The sequence below is a fragment of the Nocardiopsis sp. MT53 genome, assembly GCF_019598965.1.
GTDB lineage: Bacteria > Actinomycetota > Actinomycetes > Streptosporangiales > Streptosporangiaceae > Nocardiopsis > Nocardiopsis changdeensis.
Map to the genome: position 1 here is coordinate 7,153,537 of NZ_CP080599.1, position 17,367 is coordinate 7,170,903.

The following is a 17,367-nucleotide window of genomic DNA, read 5'->3' on the forward strand; positions in this document are numbered from 1 at the left end:
CCGGAACGCACACACACGGCCCCGCCTCCCGGGCCGGTCATCCGCCCAGGGTGCCGTCGAGCCGCTCGACCAGGCAGAACTCGTTGCCCTCGGGGTCGGCCAGGACCGCCAGCAGGTGCCCGTCCTCCTCGAAAACGGGCCGCAGCACCCGCGCGCCCAGGGCGCGGACCCGCGCGATCTCGGCCTCCACGTCGTGGACGACCATGTCCAGGTGCATCCGGTTCTTGCCCGCCTTGGGCTCGGGCACCTGTTGCAGCAGCAGGTCGGGCCACCGCCCGCCCGGGTCGCGCAGCGCCAGGTACGGGCCGTGCTGCGCCTCCTCCCGCTCGAAGCCGAGCGCCGCGCACCAGAAGTCGGCCGCGGCCCGCAGGTCGCCGGTGTCGAGTACGCAGACCAGTCGCATGTGCCCTCCGCTCCTTTGCGGGGCCGAAGGCCCGGTGCCCCCGGCCGGATGCGGCACACCCTACGCCGCGGCGGCGCGGCCGCCCACCGCCCGCGCGGGCCCGCCCCGACACGGGTGCGCAAGAACGGTCAAGCGCCGCCCGGGGCCGCCCGAACATACTGGTCCCATGACCGAACCCACCACCGGCCGGGACCGGCTCCGCGAGCTCCTCGACGCGGTCCTGGCGGACGAGGACGGCGGTGAGGGCACCGCCTTGGCCGCCATGGCCGAGCGGGCCTACAGCTCGCCGTTCCACTTCTCCCGGCGGCTGAGCCGCGACACCGGGGAGTCCCCCGTGGCGCTGCGCCGCCGGGTGCTGCTGGAGCGGGCCGCCTGGCAGATCCGGCAGGGGTCCAGCGTCACCGACGCCGCGTTCGCCGCCGGCTACCGGTCGGTGGAGGGGTTCATCCGCGCGTTCGGGCGGGCCTTCGGGCACCCGCCGGGGGCGACCACCTCCGGCAGCGGCACCTGGCTGCCCGCTCCGAACGGCATCCACTTCCACCCCCCGATCCACCTGTGGATCGAGTCGCCACCCCAGGAGCGCCCCGCGATGGACGTCGTGTCCCTGCAGGTCCACCACGACATCGCCGACACCGGCCGACTGATCGAGGCGGCCTCCGGGCTGTCGGAGGAGGCCTACCGCAGGGTGCACGCCCCCGGGTGGACCGTCCTCACCTGGGACGGACCCGAGGAGTCGATCGCCGCCGTCCTGGACCACCTGGTGTGGGCCAAGGAGGTGTGGTGCGCGTCCGTCGACGGCACGGACTTCCCCGAGCGCGGCGGCGACGGCCTGGAGGAGCTCGCCGAGCGGCACCGGGTGATCGGCCCGCACTGGGTGGCGACGGTCGAGGGCATCGGCCGCCGCGGCGCCTGGGGCGACCGCCTGGTCGACGCCCTGTGCGATCCGCCGGAGAGCTTCGTGCTGGGGTCGGTGGTCGCGCACGTCCTGACGTACGCGGCGCACCGCAGGCAGCTGGTGCGGCACATGCTGCGCGCCGAGGGGGTGGAGGTGGACCACGGGGATCCCATCGAGTGGTTGCAGGACCGATACGGAGGCACATCATGACCCGGACCGTCTACAACACCGCGACGAGCCTGGACGGCTTCATCGCCACGGAGGACCATTCGCTGGAGTGGCTGTTCGCCGCGGAAGCCGGGGGCGCGGCGCAGGGTGAGAGCGCCGAGAGCGAGGTCGAGGAGTTCATGAAGGGGGTCGGCGCCGTCCTCATGGGGGCCACGACCTACGAGTGGGTGCACCGGCACGAGGGCGACAAGGACTGGGCCTACGACATGCCGTCCTGGGTGCTGACCCACCGGGAGCTGCCGCCGTTCAAGGGCGCGAACGACATCCGGTTCGCGGCCGCCGACTCCGACGACGAGCTGCGGGCCCTGCACGCGAAGGTGGTGGAGTCGGCCGGGGGCAAGGACCTGTGGCTGCTCGGCGGCGGCCGGATCGCCGCGGACCTGGCCCGGCTGGGCCTGCTGGACGAGGTGATCGTGTCCATCGCCCCGGTCACGCTGGGGTCGGGCGCCCCGCTGCTGGCGGGCCGGGTGGACCTCCGGCCGCTGGACGTGCACCGGACGGGGGCCTTCGCCTGCGCCCGCTACGAGGTCGTGCGCTCCTGAGCCCGACCGTCGCCGGCGCCCCGCAGGCGGGCGTCGGCGGCGGCGAGCCCGTGCTCGTTGAAGACCGCGACGCCGTTCCCGGCCAGCAGGTGGGCGGTGACCCCGCGCCCGACGCGCTTGTGCCCGGTGAAGGTGCCGTCGTAGACCTCGTGGAGCCCGCAGGAGGGGCTGGACTCCTTCAGGACGGCCACGGTCGCCCCGCGCTCGCGCGCGAAGGCCAGGGCGGCGCGGGCCCCCGCGACGAAGTACGCGGTGACGTCGTCGCCGTCGGGGGTGAGGATGCGGGCCCCGCCGTCGAGCACGTCGGCGGCGGTGGCCCCGGGCTCGATCTCGGCGGGCGGCCGCGGCACGGGCAGTCCGCCCGCCACCTCGGGGCAGTGCACCACCAGGCGGCCCTCGGCGCGCCAGCGGTCGAGCAGGGCGTCGTCGACGGTCTTGGCGCGGCCGTCGTAGCGGACCGGGCGGCCCACCAGGCAGGCGCTGACCAGGACCTTGTCCATGTTCCTCTCCTCCCGGGCGACACCGACCACGTTACCGCTCCCCCGCCACCGCCCCTCCGCGCCGGAGGTACGGGACGACACGGACGGAACACCCCGACAATCCAGGCAATATCACACAAGGTCGCTATCGTGTTGCTTTGAGTGATTTCATGGAGGGGGACACGTGAGCGAGAACCGGCCCGGGGAGCAGCCCGGGAATCCGCCGGGCGAGGCCGCCGCGAAGCAGCCGGCGGCGCTGGCCACCGAGCACCGCACCACCCGCAAGGCCGTCACCGCCGCCGCCATCGGCAACGCCACCGAGTGGTACGACTTCGGCGTCTACAGCTACCTGGCCGTCACCATCGGCCTGGTGTTCTACCCCTCGCAGTCCCAGGGCGTGCAGCTCATCGCCACCTTCACCACGTTCGCCGCGGCCTTCCTCGTGCGCCCGCTCGGCGGCCTGTTCTTCGGCCCGCTGGGCGACCGGATCGGCCGCAAGCACGTACTGGCCTTCACCATGCTGCTCATGGCGGTCAGCACGTTCTGCATCGGGCTCATCCCCTCGGCCGCCACCATCGGCATCGCCGCGCCGGTCCTGCTGCTCGTCGCCCGCATGCTCCAGGGCTTCTCCACCGGCGGCGAGTACGGCGGCGCCACCACCTTCATCGCCGAGTACGCGCCCGACAAGCGCCGCGGCTTCCTCTCCTCCTGGCTGGAGTTCGGCACCGTCAGCGGGTACGTGGGCGGCGCCGCCATCGTCACCGTCCTGACCCTGCTGCTGGGCCCGGACACCATGCTCGCCTGGGGCTGGCGCATCCCGTTCCTGCTCGCCCTGCCGCTCGGCGCCGTCGGCCTCTACCTGCGGATCAAGCTGGAGGAGACGCCGGTGTTCTCCGACAGCGCCGAGCACGCCGAGGGGTTCGCCAAGGACCCCGAGGGGCACCGCCGCAAGGGGCAACTGCGCGAGACCGTCGTCGGCCAGTGGCGGAACATGCTGCTGTGCATCGGCCTGGTGCTCGTGTTCAACGTCAACAACTACATGGTGACGGCGTACATGCCCACCTACCTGGAGGCCGAGCTGGGGTACGGCTCGACCGCCGCCCTGCTGCTCACCCTGGCCGCGATGGTCCTCATGCTGGTCGCCGTCACCGGGTTCGGGCGGCTCAGCGACCGGGTGGGGCGCAGGCCCGTGCTGCTGTCGGGCAGCCTGTTCTCCATCGTGCTCACCCTGCCCGCGTTCTGGCTGCTGCAGACCGGGAGCCCGGTGGGGGTGGCCCTGGGCATCGTGGTGCTGGCGATCACCCTGGTGCACTTCTCCGGCGCCGCCCCGGCGACGCTCCCGGCGTTCTTCCCGACCAGCGTCCGCTACGGCGCGCTGGCGATCAGCTTCAACATCTCGGTGGCGCTGTTCGGCGGCACCACCCCGCTGGTGGCCGAGTCGCTGGTGCAGTCCACCGGCAACCTCTACTCGCCCGCCTGGCTGGTGATGGGGGCCGGCGCCGTCGGCCTGGTCGTGGTGTGGCGGATGAAGGAGAGCGCCGGGCGCCCGCTGCCGGGCGCGCCCGCCATCCCCGTGCCCGAGCGCACCCCGGGCGGCACCCGGCTGCCCTACCCGCGCCCCACCGGCGAGAGCGGGCCCCACGTGCCGCCCAGCAACGTGCGCAGGCTGCCCTCCGAGTCCTGAGCCGCGGACAGGGGAAGGGGGCGCCTCCCGGCCGGGAGGCGCCCCCTTCGGCGTCCGGGCCGCGCCCGGGTGCGGTCAGCGGCGGCGGCGCTGGCGGTCCGGGCGCACACTGCCCTTGGACGCCTTGCCCACGGGCCCGCCCTTCTTCTCCCGGATCCGCATGCTGATGTGGATCGGCGAGCCCTCGAACCCGAAGTCCTCGCGCAGGCGCCGCTCGATGAACCGCCGGTAGTTGTCCTCCAGGAACCCGGTGGTGAACAGCACGAACTGCGGCGGCTTCGCCCCCGCCTGCGTCGCGAACAGGATCTTGGGCTGCTTGCCTCCGCGCACCGGCGGCGGGGTCGCCGCCACCAGCTCCTTGAGCCAGTTGTTCAGCTGCCCCGTCGGGATGCGCTGGGACCAGCCGGCCAGACTCGTCTCGATCGCCGGGACCAGCTTCTCCATGTGGCGGCCGGTCCGGGCGGAGATGTTCACCCGGGGCGCCCAGGCGACCCGCGCCAGCTGGCGGTCGATCTCCTTCTCCAGGTAGATCCGGCGCTCCTCGTCGAGGATGTCCCACTTGTTGAACGCCAGCACCAGGCCGCGGCCGGCCTCCACCACCTGCTCGACCACGCGGATGTCCTGCTCGGCCAGCGGCTCGCTGACGTCCATCAGGACCACCGCGACCTCGGCCCGCTCCAGGGCGGTGCCGGTGCGCATGGTGGCGTAGTAGTCGGCGCCCTGGAGGGCGCGGAACCGGCGGCGGATGCCGGCGGTGTCGATGAACTTCCAGGTCTTGCCGCCCAGCTCGATCAGCTCGTCGACGGCGTCGCGGGTGGTGCCCGCCACCGAGTCCACGACCACGCGGTCCTCGCCGGCGAGCCGGTTGAGGAGGCTGGACTTGCCCACGTTCGGGCGCCCCAGCAGGGCCACCCGCGGCGGGCCGTCCTCGGTCTCGGGCGCCTCGGCCTCCCGGGCCTGCTCGGGGAAGGCCGCCACGACGGCGTCCAGCAGGTCGCCGGTGCCGCGGCCGTGCAGGGCGCTGATGGGGTAGGGCTCGCCCACGCCCAGGTTCCACAGCTCCAGCGCGTCGGACTCCTGCATGCTGCCGTCGACCTTGTTGGCGGCCAGCACCACGGGCCGGTTGGTGGCGCGCAGCACGCGGGTGACGGCCTCGTCGGCGTCGGTGATGCCGACCGTGGCGTCCACCACGAACAGGACCACGTCGGCGGTCTGCGCCGCGTACTCGGCCTGGCGGGCGACCATCGCGGCCAGCCCGCTGACGCTGGTCTCCCAGCCGCCGGTGTCCACCAGGGTGAACTGGGTGCTCTGCCACTCGGCGTCGTAGGCGACCCGGTCCCGGGTCACCCCCGGCACGTCCTCGACCACGGCCTCGCGGCGGCCGATGATGCGGTTGACGAGACTGGACTTGCCCACGTTGGGGCGGCCCACCACGGCCACCACCGGCAGCGGGGCGGTCTCGCCCCCGGTGCCGATGTCGGCGTTCTCGAAGTCGTCGTTCACGTACTGCTCCCGGTCCTTGAGTCCCCGCGCGCCCAGGATGCGTGCCGCGGGGAGTGCGAAAGCCGACCGGCCGCGCCCGTGCGATACGGGGCGGCCCGATCGGCGCGGACGCCGTCGGCGTCCGCGTGTGTACCGCGAAGGGCAACCTCCGCGGGTGTCCGTGTGTTCCCCCCGGTGTCCGATGTCACCCCGCGCTCACGGGGCCGGACCGGGGAGGGGCGGCCCCTGCGGGCGCCCGGAGGGTCAGGCGCGGGCCGCCGCGGCGGCCTCGTCGACGAGCTCGACGACCAGGGCGACGACCTCGTCCAGGTCCAGCCCGGTGGTGTCCAGCTCGGCGGTGTCGGAGGTCAGCGTCAGCGGCGAGTGGGCGCGGCTGGAGTCCAGCTTGTCCCGCAGCTCCAGGGCCGCCTGGGTGCCGGCCACGTCGCCGGTGCGGATCTCCTTGCTGCGGCGCTGCGCGCGGGCCTCCGCGCTGGCGGTGATGAACAGCTTCACCGGGGCGTCGGGGGCGACCACCGTGGTGATGTCGCGGCCCTCCACCACGATGCCCGCGCACTCGCGCCGGGCGGCGTCGATGATCTCCCGCTGCGCGCTCACCAGCAGCTCACGGGCCCGCGGCACCGCCGAGACGGCGCTGACGCTGCCGGTGACCTCCTTGGTGCGGATCTCCACGGCCACGTCGCGGCCGTCGACGGACACCGTCGGGGCGGCCGGGTCGGTGCCCATCTCGATGACCGGGCGCCCGACGGCGGCGGCCACCGCGGCGGAGTCGTGCACGTCCACGCCGTTGTCGAGCATCCACCAGGTCAGCGCGCGGTACATGGCGCCGGTGTCGAGGTAGCGCAGGCCGCGCGCCCTGGCCACACCCTTGGAGGTGCTCGACTTGCCCGACCCGGAGGGACCGTCGATCGCGATGACGATGCCCTCGGTGCTGCCCTGCCCGCTCACGTGATCCTGCCTCTACCGCTCGTCGTACTACCGACGCCCCAGCCTACCGGCGCGGAACACTCGCGGCGTCCACGCGCGGCACCGCCCACGCGGTGCGCACCGTTCAGGCGCCCGGGTGGACCGACCAGCCGTCGGCGGCCAGCGCCCGGCTGAGGGTGTCCACCCCCGCGGGCAGCACGTACAGCTGCGCCACGCCCAGCGGCAGGCCCGGGGTGTGCTCGATGCGCACGTCCTCGATGTTCACGCCGGCGTCGGCGGCCGCGGCGAACAGGCGGCCCAGGGTGCCCGGCTCGTCCGGGATCACCACCGGGATCACCGTATAGTCCGGCAGCGTCGGCTCGCCGTGCTTGCCGGGGATGCGCCCGTGCCCGTCCCGGCCCCGGACCAGCAGGTCCCGCACCGGCCCGGCCTCCATGTCCGGCCCGGCCAGCGCGTCGGCGGTCCGGGACAGGTCCTCGGCCACCGCGCGCAGCACCCGCGCGACCGGGGCCGCGTTGTGGGTGAGGATCTCCGTCCACAGCGACGGGTCGCCGCCCGCCACCCGGGTGACGTCGCGCAGGCCCTGGCCGGCCAGGGTCAGGGCGTCCTCGCCCGCGTCGAGCAGCCGGGCCGCCACCGCGGAGGAGGCCAGGTGCGGGACGTGGGAGACCAGCGCCACGGCCCGGTCGTGCGCGGCGGCGTCGACGACCAGCGGGTCGGCCCCGCACAGGCGGGCCACCTCCGCGACCCGCTCGACCGCGCCCGGGTCGGCCTTGCCCGTCGGGCACAGCGCCCACGAGCGGCCCAGGAACAGGTCCGCGCGGGCCGCGCCCGGCCCCCGCTTCTCCCGGCCGCCCATCGGGTGCCCCGGCACGAAGGTCGCCAGGTCGCAGCCCAGGTCCTCGGCGGCCGCCACCACGTTCGCCTTCACGCTGGCCGCGTCGGTGTAGACGTGCGCGAGCCCGTCGTCCTGGGCCCGGCGCAGCACCTGCGGGACCACCGCGGGCGGGGCGGCGATCACCGCGACGTCGGCCGGGCGGCCGCCCGAGCCCTCCAGCGGCTCCCCCGCGCCCAGGTCGCAGGCCAGCCGCAGGGCGGCCGCGTCCGGGTCGGACAGCAGGACCTCCACGCCGTGCGAACGCAGGGCCAGCGCGATCGACGTGCCGATCAGGCCGGCCCCCAGCACCGCGACCCGGCGCACGGACGGCCGTCCGTCGCGCGCCCCCGCGTCCCCGATCCCGCTCACCGTGCTCCCCCGCCCCGTGCGTCCGATTCCGTGTCACCCCAGATTAGGGCGTGTCCGGCGGGCACCGCCCGCGACGGGCCCGCGGGACGGCGGCCGGGGCGGCGGCGCCTACTGCGCGATGTCCAGCCGCAGCGCCTGCGCGCCCCGCAGGTACACGTGGTGCAGCTCCGCGCGCGGGCGGTCGGTCTCCACGTGCGCCATCAGCCGCACCACGCGCGGCAGGGCGTGCGGGACCCCGATCTCGGTGGCGCACATCAGCGGGACGTCGACGAACCCGAGCTCCCGGGCGGCCAGCGCCGGGAACTCGCTGGTCAGGTCCGGGGTGGCCGTGAAGAGCACGCTGATGACGTCCTCCGGCTCCAACCCGTTGCGCCGCATCACCTCGGAGACCAGTTCGGCCGTGGCCTCCAGCACCTGCCCGCGTTCGTCCGCGTCGACCTGCACCGCTCCGCGAATGGCCCGTACCGCCACGTCGATCCCGCCTTGTCCGTCGTTCCGCGTACCCGTCCCCGGTCGGAGGAACGGGAACGGCGGCCGCGACCCCGGGTCGCGACCGCCGTCAACTGTATAACCAGCCGGGACCTACAGCCCGGCGGCCTTGTAGAGCTCGCTGACCTCGCGCGGGGTCAGCGCCCGCATCGTGCCCAGCTTGAGGGTGTTCAGGTCGATCGGGCCGACCTGCGTGCGGGCCAGGTCCGCGACCGGGTGGCCGACGGCCTCCATGACGCGCCGCACGATGTGCTTGCGGCCCTCGTGGAGGCGGATCTCCACCAGCGCCTTCGCGCCGTCGTTGTCGACCACGCGGAAGGAGTCGATCTCGACCGGGCCGTCCTCCAGCTCCACGCCCGCGCGCAGCTGCTTGACCACGCTGTGCGGGACGGGGCCGGGCACCTTGGCGATGTAGGTCTTGATGACCTTGTACCGCGGGTGGGTGAGCCGGTTGGACAGCTCGCCGTCGTTGGTGAGCAGGATGAGGCCCTCGGTCTCGGTGTCGAGCCGGCCGACGTGGAAGATCCGCTCCTCGGTCTGGCCGGTGTAGTCGGCCAGGGTGGGGCGGCCCTCGGGGTCCCACATGGTGCTCACGACGCCGCGCGGCTTGTTGAGCGCGAAGTAGAGCTTGTCCGGGGACGTGACGACGCGCATGCCGTCGACGCGGATCTCGGACTTCTCCGGGTCCACCCGGGCGCCGAAGCGGCGGACGACCTCGCCGTCCACGCTGACGCGGCCCGCGGCGATCATCTCCTCGCTGGCGCGGCGGCTGGCGACGCCGGCGGCGGCGAGGGCCTTCTGGAGGCGGATGCCGCCCTCGACGTCGGTGTAGCTGTCGCGGGCCTCGTCGGGACGGTCCTCGTCCTTGGGGTCGTACTCCGAACGCAGCGCGTTGAGGCGCTCGCGGGCGGCCTTGGAGAGCTGGTTCTCGCTCTTGATGTCGCCCATGGGCACCTTGCGGCCGCCGGGGAGGTCGCCGGAGTGGTCGATCTTGTGCCGGGGCTTCTTGGGACGCGCGTCCCGGTCGCCCTCGAAGGAGCGCCCGCCGGGACCGCGCGAGTCGCGGTCACCGAACGAACGACGGTCGTCACCGTCACGCCCACCACGGAAGCCGCCCTCGCGGGAGCCGCCGAAGGAACGCCCGCCGCGGTCGTCGCGGGAACCGCCGTGGGAACGGCCGCCGGGACCGCGCGAGTCGCGGTCACCGAACGAACGGCGGTCGTCGCCGTCACGCCCGCCACGGTAACCACCACGGTCGCCACCCTCACGGGAGCCACCGTAGGAGCGCCCGCCACGGTCGTCACGCGAGCCCCCGTAGCCGCCACGGCCACGGTCCCCGCCATCACGGCCACCCCGGAAGCCACCCTGGCCACGGGAGTCGCCACCGTCACGCCCACCGCGGTAACCACCACGGTCGCCGCCGTCACGCCCACCGCGGTAACCACCACGGTCGCCGCCCTCACGCGAACCGCTGAAGGAACGGCGGTCGTCGCCGTCGCGCCCACCGCGGAAGCCCCCGCGGTCGCCACCCTCACGGGAGCCACCGTAGGAACGCCCGCCACGGTCGTCACGGGAACCCCCGTAGCCGCCACGGCCACGGTCCCCGCCATCACGGCCACCCCGGAAGCCGCCCTCGCGGGAGCCGCCGAAGGAGCGCCCGCCGGGACCGCGCGAGTCGCGGTCACCGAACGAACGGCGGTCGTCGCCGTCACGTCCGCCGCGGTAGCCCCCGCGGTCGCCACCCTCACGGGAGCCGCCGAAGGAACGGCCGCCGGAACCGCGCGAGTCGCGGTCACCGAAGGAACGCCGGTCGTCGCCGTCGCGCCCGCCGCGGAAGCCGCCCTCACGCGAACCGCCGAAGGAACGCCCGCCACGGTCGTCACGGGAACCCCCGTAGCCGCCACGGCCACGGTCCCCACCGTCACGGCCACCCCGGAAGCCACCCTGGCCACGGGAGTCGCCACCGTCGCGCCCGCCGCGGTAACCACCACGGTCGCCGCCCTCACGGGAGCCGCCGTAGGAACGCCCGCCGCCGTAGCCGCCGGAGTCACGTCCGCCACGGGAGTCGCGGTCGCCGTAGGAACGACGGTCTCCACCGTCACGAGAATCACTCATGGAACGTCCCTCACCTGCGCCACGGAAATCACGGCCGCCGCTGCGGCCCCCACCAGTACCACGGAAGTCACGCCCGCCACGGGAGTCACCACCGTCGCGCGGGCCGCGGAATCCGCCGCGGTCCCCGCCGTAGGAGCGGCCTGCGCGGCCGCGGTCGTCCCCACCCCGGGGACCTCGTTCGTCGCGGCGGTCGCGGCCGCCGCCGTTGTCGTTTCGATCGCCGCGCTCACCGCGCGGGGCGTAGTCCCGCGCACCGCGGGAACTGTCGTTAGGTGTGCTCACCGGTGTCGTCTAGACCTTCGATGTCGTCGGGCAGGAACGGTGCCAGATCCGGCAGCTCGTCGAGGCTGCGCAGGCCGAGCCGTTCCAGGAAATAGGAGGTGGTCCGGTACAGCAGGGCACCGGACTCCGGGTCGTGACCGGACTCTTCGATCAGCCCCCTCAGTACGAGGGTACGCATGACGCCGTCGCAGTTGACACCGCGGACCGCAGAGACCCTGCCACGGGAGACCGGCTGGCGGTAGGCCACCACCGCCATCGTCTCCAGCGCGGCCTGGGTCAGCCGCACCTCCTGCCCCTCCTTGAGGAAGTGCTCCACGATGTCGGCGCACTCCGGCCGCGTGTACACGCGCCAGCCGTCGGCCACCGCCCGAAGGTCGAAACCCCTGCCCTGCTCGGTGTATTCCCGCGACAGCGATTCGAGGGTCTCGGAGACCACCGCCACCGGCACCCCCAGCGCGCGGGCCAGGTCGTACTCCGAGACCGGCTGGTCCACCACCATCATCACCGCCTCCAGGTCGCGGCGCAGGGTCGGCGGCACCTCGGCGGTCTCCTCCACGGTCACTCGTCCTCCCCCTTCTCCGCGTCCGCCGGATCGGCGTCGTACTCGCTGTCCACCTCGACCTCGCCCTCGCCGCCGGTCCAGGTGACGACCAGCTCCCCGAGCGGCTCGGGCTGGTCGAAGCCCACGTTCGCGGCCCGGTACAGCTCCAGCAGCGCCAGGAACCGCGCGATGACCTCGAAGGTACCGTCGCACTCGGCGGCCAGCTCCGCGAACGTCATGCTCCCCCGCTCGCGCAGCACCGCCACCATCAGCTCGCCCTGCTCCTTGACGGAGGTCTTGGGCTGGTGGATGTGGGTGACCGGGACGCTCGGCGGCTCCTTGGGGGTGAACACCATCCCGGCCAGCGCCGCGAACTCCTGCGGCCCCAGCTTGAACAGCACCTCCGGGCGCAGCGCCTCGAACCGCTCCTCCAACGGCACGGCGCGCGCGTACCGGCGGCCCTGCGCCCCCAGCCGGTCGCGCAGGAACGCCGCGACCTCCTTGTACGCCCGGTACTGCAGCAGCCGGGCGAACAGCAGGTCGCGGGCCTCCAGCAGGGCGAGGTCCTCCTCGTCCTCCACATCGCCGCGCGGGAGCAGCCGGGCCGCCTTCAGGTCCAGCAGGGTGGCGGCCACGAGCAGGAAGTTGCTGGCCTGGTCCAGGTCCCAGGCCTCCCCGTGGGCGCGGATGTGCGCGATGAACTCGTCGGTGACCTTCGACAGCGACACCTCGGTGATGTCGAGCTTGTGCTTGGCGATGAGCCCCAGCAGCAGGTCGAACGGCCCCTCGAAGTTGTCCAGGTGCACCAGGAAGGCGTTCTCGCCCGCCTCCACGGCCTCGTCCGGAGGTCCCCCCGTCATACCCCCGGCCCCTCGTCGTCGTAACCCATGCACACAAGGGTGTCACCGGCCAGCCCCCGCCGGTGACACCCTCGGTCGTCCCCGCCCCCCGATGTCCCCTCCGACACCGGGCGGGCGTTGTTCAGTCTTCGCTCAGCCGCCGCACCAGCATGCTGGCGGGCCCGTGCTCCTCGAAGTCGGCGAGCAGGACGGCGACCGCCTCACGGACCAGGCGGCCCCGGTCGGCGGACAGCCCGTGCTCGGCGCGCAGCGACAGCCGGGTCTGCTCCAGGGCCAGCAGCTCGGGCCCGGAGATGTAGACGGTGATCTTCTCGTCGTGGCGCTGCCTGCCGCTGGGCTTGGGTGCGCCGTCGACCACCCTGGTGGAGCCCTTGGCGCGCGCGGGGCGCGTCCGGGGCTCGGTCCTTCGCTGTTCCGGTGCCGTGTACTGGCGTTCGGTCTCCGTGTCGGGCACCGCGTCCACCTCGGTGCCGCTGGGGCGGAAGAACAGTTCGTCCGCCCCGGGTAGGGTCACGCGCCGCGACCGCTGAGAGGCCACCTCGCCAGCACCTCCTTGGCCAGTTCCCGGTAGGCGTTGGCGCCGGCCGAGGAGGAGTCGAACCTGGTGATGGGCTCGCCCGCCACGGTGGCGTCCGGGAAGCGCACGGTGCGGTTGATGACCGTGCCGTAGACCTTGTCGCCGAAGCCGTCGATGATGGTGGACAGGACCTCGCGGGCGTGGAGTGTGCGCGGGTCGTACATCGTGCCCAGGAAGCCGTCGATGACGAGGCGCTCGTTGAGCCGCTCCTGGACCTTCTGGATGGTGTCCATGAGCAGGGCCACACCGCGCAGCGCGAAGAACTCGCACTCCAGCGGCACGATGACGCCGTCGGCGGCGGTGAGGGCGTTGACGGTGAGCAGGCCCAGCGAGGGCTGGCAGTCGATGAGGACGACGTCGTAGTCGTCGATCACCGGTCGCAGCGCCCGGCCGAGCATCTGCTCGCGGGCCACCTCGCCGACCAGCTGCACCTCGGCGGCGGACAGGTCGATGTTGCTCGGGATCAGGTCCAGGCCGTCGATGTCCGTCTTGAGCAGGACGTCCTCGACCGTCACGTCCCGCTGCATGAGCAGGTTGTAGACGGTCAGGTCCAGCTCGCGCGGGTCGAGCCGGCCAAGCCCGACCGACAGGGCTCCCTGCGGGTCGAAGTCGACCAGCAGCACCCGTCTGCCGTACTCGGCGATGGCGGCGCCGAGGTTGATGGTGGTGGTGGTCTTGCCGACCCCGCCCTTCTGGTTACAGAGTGCTACAATCCGTGCCGGGCCGTGTTCGTCGATGGGCTCTGGCACCGGATAGGTCCGTTCAGGTCTTGACGCGTGCAGATCGGCCCCCGTGTTGCGTGTCGTGCCCCAGGGGTTGGTCACCGGGTCGGCGAGTTCCTGCTCGCCGACGGCCGCGCCGTGCGCGGCGGCGTCGTTCTCCGACCAGTTCACAACCCTGGACCTCCCCTACGGACCGGCCACGGCCCGAAGGGATGCCGTGCCCCTGGAGCCTGGCGGCCGTCGGAAACTCAATATGTCGACAGCAACGTACCTCTGTGCGGCGACTCTAGAACGCCGACACGACGCACTTCAATGAAACCCGAGTGTAGAATCCCACGTCCTCGCCCCGGAGGGAAACCGAACGCACATATCCGGTCACGCGCGATCCCCTACCCCTGGGGGCTTTCCCGCAGGTCGGAGCCGCCGCGGCGGTGCGCGCGCGGATGGCTGGCCGCGTAGACCTCGCGCAGCCGGTCGACTGTCACAAGTGTGTAGACCTGTGTAGTGGTGACCGAACTGTGCCCCAGGAGCTCCTGCACGACCCGGATGTCCGCACCGCCGTCGAGCAGGTGGGTGGCGAAGGAGTGCCGCAGGGTGTGCGGGGACACCCCCGTCACCCCCGCGCGTTCGGCCACCGCCCCCAGCACGCCCCAGGCGCCCTGCCGGGTGAGCCTGCCGCCGCGGGCGTTGAGGAACAGCGCCGGGCCGCCCCGGCCGCGCCCGGCGCGGGCCAGCACCGGCCGGGCCCGCGTCAGGTAGGCGGCCAGCGCCCGCCGGGCGTGGGAGCCCACCGGGACCATCCGCTCCTTGCCGCCCTTGCCGGTGATCCGCACCAGCCCTACGTGGTCCTCGGGCACGGGGGCGTCCAGGCCGACGGCGTCGGCCACGTCGTCCACGTCGGCGCCGACCGCCTCGGAGATGCGCGCGCCGGTCCCGTACAGCAGCTCCAGCAGGGCCCGGTCGCGCAGCGCCAGTAGGGCGGCCCGGTCGCCGGCGGCGACGGGGGCCTCCACCGGTCCGGCGGCCGCCAGCAGGCGCTCGACCGTCTCCACCGGGACCGCCTTGGGCAGCCGCATCGGGGTGGCGGGCGGGGCCAGGTCGGCGGTGGGGTCGGCGGCGGCCCGCCCCTCGCGGACCGCGAACCGGTGCAGGCCGCGCACGGCGGCCAGGGTGCGCGCCGCCGACGCCGCCGCCAGCGGCGCCCGCCCGTCCCCGCCCTCGCGCAGGGCCCGCACGAAGGAGCCCGCCACGGCGGGGGTGACCAGGTCGACCGAGTCCACCCCCGCCGCGGCCAGGTACTCCCGGTACCGGCGCAGGTCGGCGCGGTAGGCCGCCAGCGTGTTGTCGGCCAGCGCCCGCTCGGCGCTCAGGTGGTCCAGGAACGCCGCGCACACCCGCTCCACCCCGGAGGGGCCGCCCGCGCCCGTCACGGCTCGGCGGGCTCGCGCAGGCCGGTGAAGCCCTCGCGGGAGGCGGCGTGCGCGGCCAGGACGCCGATCACCGTCGCCCCGTTGTGCAGCCGCCCGGCCAGGGCCAGGCCCACCGCCTCGTCCAGCGGCACCCACTCGGCGACCAGGTCGGCCTCCTCGTGCTGGCGCTCGAAGTCGATCTCCTCGGCCGGCACCTCCGACAGCCCGCGGGCCAGGAATACGTGAATGCGCTCGTTGGAGAAGCCGGGGCTGGGGAAGAAGTCGGCGAGCTCGTGCCAGGTGTCGGCGCGCAGCCCCGCCTCCTCCACCAGCTCGCGGCGGGCGGTGGCCAGCGGACCCTCGCCCTCGCCGTCGATGATCCCGGCGGGCAGCTCCCACAGCGTGTGCCGGGTGGCGTGCCGGTACTGGCGCTGCAGCAGCACCCGGCCAGCGTCGTCCAGGGCCAGCGCGGCCGCGGCCCCCGGGTGCTCCATGTAGTCGCGGGCGGCGAGGCTCGTACCGCGGCCGCCCGGGCCGGGCATCCGCACCCAGTCGGTGCGCATGCCCACCAGGCGGGAGCGGAAGCGGTCCTCGGACCGCTCCACCGGCCACGACGCGGGGGCGTCCGCGATCTTCGCGTCCGCCCCCGTGTTGTCGGTTCCGGCCGGGCGGGTGTGACTCATATGCTCTCGCCTCTCAGGCTCGTGCCCCGCCCGGCCCCACCTTCAGGACTTCTTGTTCTCCAAGGCCGCCGCGATCAGACCGCGGAACATCGGGTTGGCCTTGGTCGGCCGGGAACGCAGTTCCGGGTGCGCCTGCGTGGCGATGTAGAACGGGTGGACGTCCCGGGGCAGCTCGACGTACTCCACCAGCTTGCCATCCGGGGACAGCCCGGAGAACACCAGACCCGCCTCCTCCAGCTTGGGCCGGTAGGCGTTGTTGACCTCGAACCGGTGGCGGTGGCGCTCGGACGCCTGCGCCTGGCCCCCGTACAGGTCGCGCGCCAGGGTGCCCTCGCCCAGGTCGGCGGGGTACAGGCCCAGCCGCATGGTGCCGCCCATGTCGCGCTCGCCCGAGACCACGTCCTCCTGGTCGGCCATGGTGGCGATGACCGGGTCGACGGCCTTGTCGTCGAACTCGGTGCTGTTGGCGCCCTCCAGGCCCAGCACGTTGCGCGCGTACTCGATGACGATCGCCTGCAGGCCCAGGCAGATGCCCAGCAGCGGGACGCGGTTCTCGCGGGCGTAGCGGATGGCGCCGATCTTGCCCTCGATGCCGCGCACGCCGAACCCGCCGGGGATGAGGATGCCGTCGACGCCGTCCAGCTCGGCGGCCGCGCCCGAGGGGCTGGCGCAGTTGTCGCTGGCGACCCAGCGGATGTTCACCCGGGTGTCGGTGGCGAACCCGCCGGCGCGCAGCGCCTCGGAGACCGACAGGTAGGCGTCGGGCAGGTCGATGTACTTGCCGACCATGGCGATGGTGACCTCGTGGTCGGGCTGGTGCACGCGGCGCAGCAGCGAGTCCCACTCGGTCCAGTCCACGTCGCGGAACGGCATGCCCAGGCGGCGCACGACGTAGGCGTCCAGGCCCTCGCGGTGCAGGACCTTGGGGATGTCGTAAATGGACGGGGCGTCGGGGGTGGAGACCACGCCTGCCTCGTCCACGTCGCACATGAGGCTGATCTTGGCCTTCAGGCTCTGGGTGATGGGCCGGTCCGAGCGGCACACGATGGCGTCGGGCTGGATGCCGATGCTGCGCAGGGCGGCGACCGAGTGCTGGGTCGGCTTGGTCTTCATCTCGCCCGAGGGGCCCAGGAAGGGGATCAGCGAGACGTGCAGGAAGAAGCAGTTGTCGCGGCCGATCTCGTGCCGGATCTGGCGGACCGCCTCCAGGAACGGCTGCGACTCGATGTCGCCGACCGTGCCGCCGATCTCGGTGATGACGATGTCGACCTCGGGGTCGTCCATCGCGTAGATGCGCGACTTGATCTCGTTGGTGATGTGCGGGATGACCTGCACGGTGTCGCCGAGGTAGGCGCCCTGCCGCTCCTTGGCGATGACGCTGGAGTAGATCTGCCCGGTGGTGACGTTCGCGGTCGCCGACAACTCGGTGTCGAGGAAGCGCTCGTAGTGGCCCACGTCCAGGTCGGTCTCGGCGCCGTCGTCGGTGACGAACACCTCGCCGTGCTGGAACGGGTTCATCGTGCCGGGGTCCACGTTGAGGTACGGGTCCAGCTTCTGCATGGTGACCCGCAGCCCGCGCGACTTCAGGAGCCGGCCGAGGCTCGAAGCGGTGAGGCCTTTGCCCAGACTGGAGGCGACGCCGCCAGTAACGAAAAGGTGCTTGGTACTCGCGGCGGATGCCAAAGTGTTGCTCCCGTGGGTTGAGTGGCTACGGCGGGCTCGGAGGAGCCAGAGCGGCCGTGCGGCGGTCCGGTTCCGAGGCGGTGGGATCATCGCTTCGGT

17 protein-coding genes are annotated in these 17,367 nt (G+C 73.4%); 3 read left to right on the forward strand and 14 right to left on the reverse strand.

Features of this window, described 5'->3' with window-relative positions:
- Positions 1-37: 37 nt before the first annotated feature.
- Entirely contained in the window at positions 38-403 is a 366-nt protein-coding gene (locus K1J57_RS31915; protein ID WP_220562407.1) for a VOC family protein, read from the reverse strand.
- A gap of 166 nt (positions 404-569) precedes the next feature.
- On the opposite strand from K1J57_RS31915, the gene K1J57_RS31920 reads away from it, so the two are divergent.
- Together K1J57_RS31920 and K1J57_RS31925 are read left to right on the forward strand one after the other, a co-directional pair.
- Positions 570-1,508 (forward strand): helix-turn-helix domain-containing protein, encoded by a 939-nt coding sequence (locus tag K1J57_RS31920; RefSeq protein WP_220562408.1) that lies wholly within the window; start codon positions 570-572, stop codon positions 1,506-1,508.
- Positions 1,505-2,068 (forward strand): dihydrofolate reductase family protein, encoded by a 564-nt coding sequence (locus K1J57_RS31925; protein ID WP_220562409.1) that lies wholly within the window; start codon positions 1,505-1,507, stop codon positions 2,066-2,068. The genes K1J57_RS31920 and K1J57_RS31925 overlap by 4 nt, the downstream gene beginning before the upstream one ends.
- On the opposite strand, the gene K1J57_RS31930 is transcribed toward K1J57_RS31925, so the two are convergent.
- On the reverse strand, positions 2,047-2,568 hold the full coding sequence (locus tag K1J57_RS31930; RefSeq protein ID WP_220562410.1) for a DUF523 domain-containing protein: 522 nt from the start codon (positions 2,566-2,568) through the stop codon (positions 2,047-2,049). The genes K1J57_RS31925 and K1J57_RS31930 overlap by 22 nt on opposite strands.
- 163 nt (positions 2,569-2,731) lie before the next feature.
- On the opposite strand from K1J57_RS31930, the gene K1J57_RS31935 reads away from it, so the two are divergent.
- Positions 2,732-4,231 (forward strand): MFS transporter, encoded by a 1,500-nt coding sequence (locus tag K1J57_RS31935; RefSeq protein ID WP_220562411.1) that lies wholly within the window; start codon positions 2,732-2,734, stop codon positions 4,229-4,231.
- Between the two features lie 75 nt (positions 4,232-4,306).
- On the opposite strand, the gene der is transcribed toward K1J57_RS31935, so the two are convergent.
- The 12 genes from der to K1J57_RS31995 all read right to left on the reverse strand — a co-directional run bounded on the left by der (position 4,307) and on the right by K1J57_RS31995 (position 17,268).
- Complete coding sequence (gene der, locus K1J57_RS31940; RefSeq protein WP_220562412.1) at positions 4,307-5,734, reverse strand: ribosome biogenesis GTPase Der; 1,428 nt, start codon at positions 5,732-5,734, stop codon at positions 4,307-4,309.
- Positions 5,735-5,977: 243 nt separating this feature from the next.
- Positions 5,978-6,682, reverse strand: coding sequence for a (d)CMP kinase (cmk, locus tag K1J57_RS31945; RefSeq protein ID WP_220562413.1), 705 nt, complete (start codon positions 6,680-6,682; stop codon positions 5,978-5,980).
- A gap of 103 nt (positions 6,683-6,785) precedes the next feature.
- The gene (locus K1J57_RS31950) at positions 6,786-7,898 is read right to left on the reverse strand and encodes a prephenate dehydrogenase (protein ID WP_220565931.1); all 1,113 of its coding nucleotides are present in this window, start codon (positions 7,896-7,898) and stop codon (positions 6,786-6,788) included.
- A gap of 117 nt (positions 7,899-8,015) precedes the next feature.
- Entirely contained in the window at positions 8,016-8,378 is a 363-nt protein-coding gene (aroH, locus tag K1J57_RS31955; RefSeq protein WP_220562414.1) for a chorismate mutase, read from the reverse strand.
- Between the two features lie 111 nt (positions 8,379-8,489).
- On the reverse strand, positions 8,490-9,344 hold the full coding sequence (locus tag K1J57_RS34225) for a pseudouridine synthase (protein WP_338151186.1): 855 nt from the start codon (positions 9,342-9,344) through the stop codon (positions 8,490-8,492).
- A gap of 1,435 nt (positions 9,345-10,779) precedes the next feature.
- Positions 10,780-11,355: an SMC-Scp complex subunit ScpB gene (gene scpB / locus K1J57_RS31965; protein WP_220562416.1), complete on the reverse strand. Its 576-nt coding sequence runs from the start codon at positions 11,353-11,355 to the stop codon at positions 10,780-10,782.
- Positions 11,352-12,194, reverse strand: coding sequence for a ScpA family protein (locus tag K1J57_RS31970; RefSeq protein ID WP_220562417.1), 843 nt, complete (start codon positions 12,192-12,194; stop codon positions 11,352-11,354). The genes scpB and K1J57_RS31970 overlap by 4 nt, the downstream gene beginning before the upstream one ends.
- A gap of 121 nt (positions 12,195-12,315) precedes the next feature.
- Positions 12,316-12,708 (reverse strand): hypothetical protein, encoded by a 393-nt coding sequence (locus K1J57_RS31975; RefSeq protein WP_220562418.1) that lies wholly within the window; start codon positions 12,706-12,708, stop codon positions 12,316-12,318.
- On the reverse strand, positions 12,705-13,664 hold the full coding sequence (locus tag K1J57_RS31980) for a ParA family protein (protein ID WP_220562419.1): 960 nt from the start codon (positions 13,662-13,664) through the stop codon (positions 12,705-12,707). Before K1J57_RS31980 ends, K1J57_RS31975 begins: the two co-directional genes overlap by 4 nt.
- Positions 13,665-13,882: 218 nt before the next feature.
- Positions 13,883-14,923: a tyrosine recombinase gene (locus K1J57_RS31985; RefSeq protein ID WP_220562420.1), complete on the reverse strand. Its 1,041-nt coding sequence runs from the start codon at positions 14,921-14,923 to the stop codon at positions 13,883-13,885.
- Positions 14,920-15,585, reverse strand: coding sequence for an NUDIX domain-containing protein (locus K1J57_RS31990; RefSeq protein ID WP_220562421.1), 666 nt, complete (start codon positions 15,583-15,585; stop codon positions 14,920-14,922). The genes K1J57_RS31985 and K1J57_RS31990 overlap by 4 nt, the downstream gene beginning before the upstream one ends.
- A gap of 42 nt (positions 15,586-15,627) precedes the next feature.
- Entirely contained in the window at positions 15,628-17,268 is a 1,641-nt protein-coding gene (locus tag K1J57_RS31995) for a CTP synthase (RefSeq protein WP_220562422.1), read from the reverse strand.
- Positions 17,269-17,367: the final 99 nt, after the last annotated feature.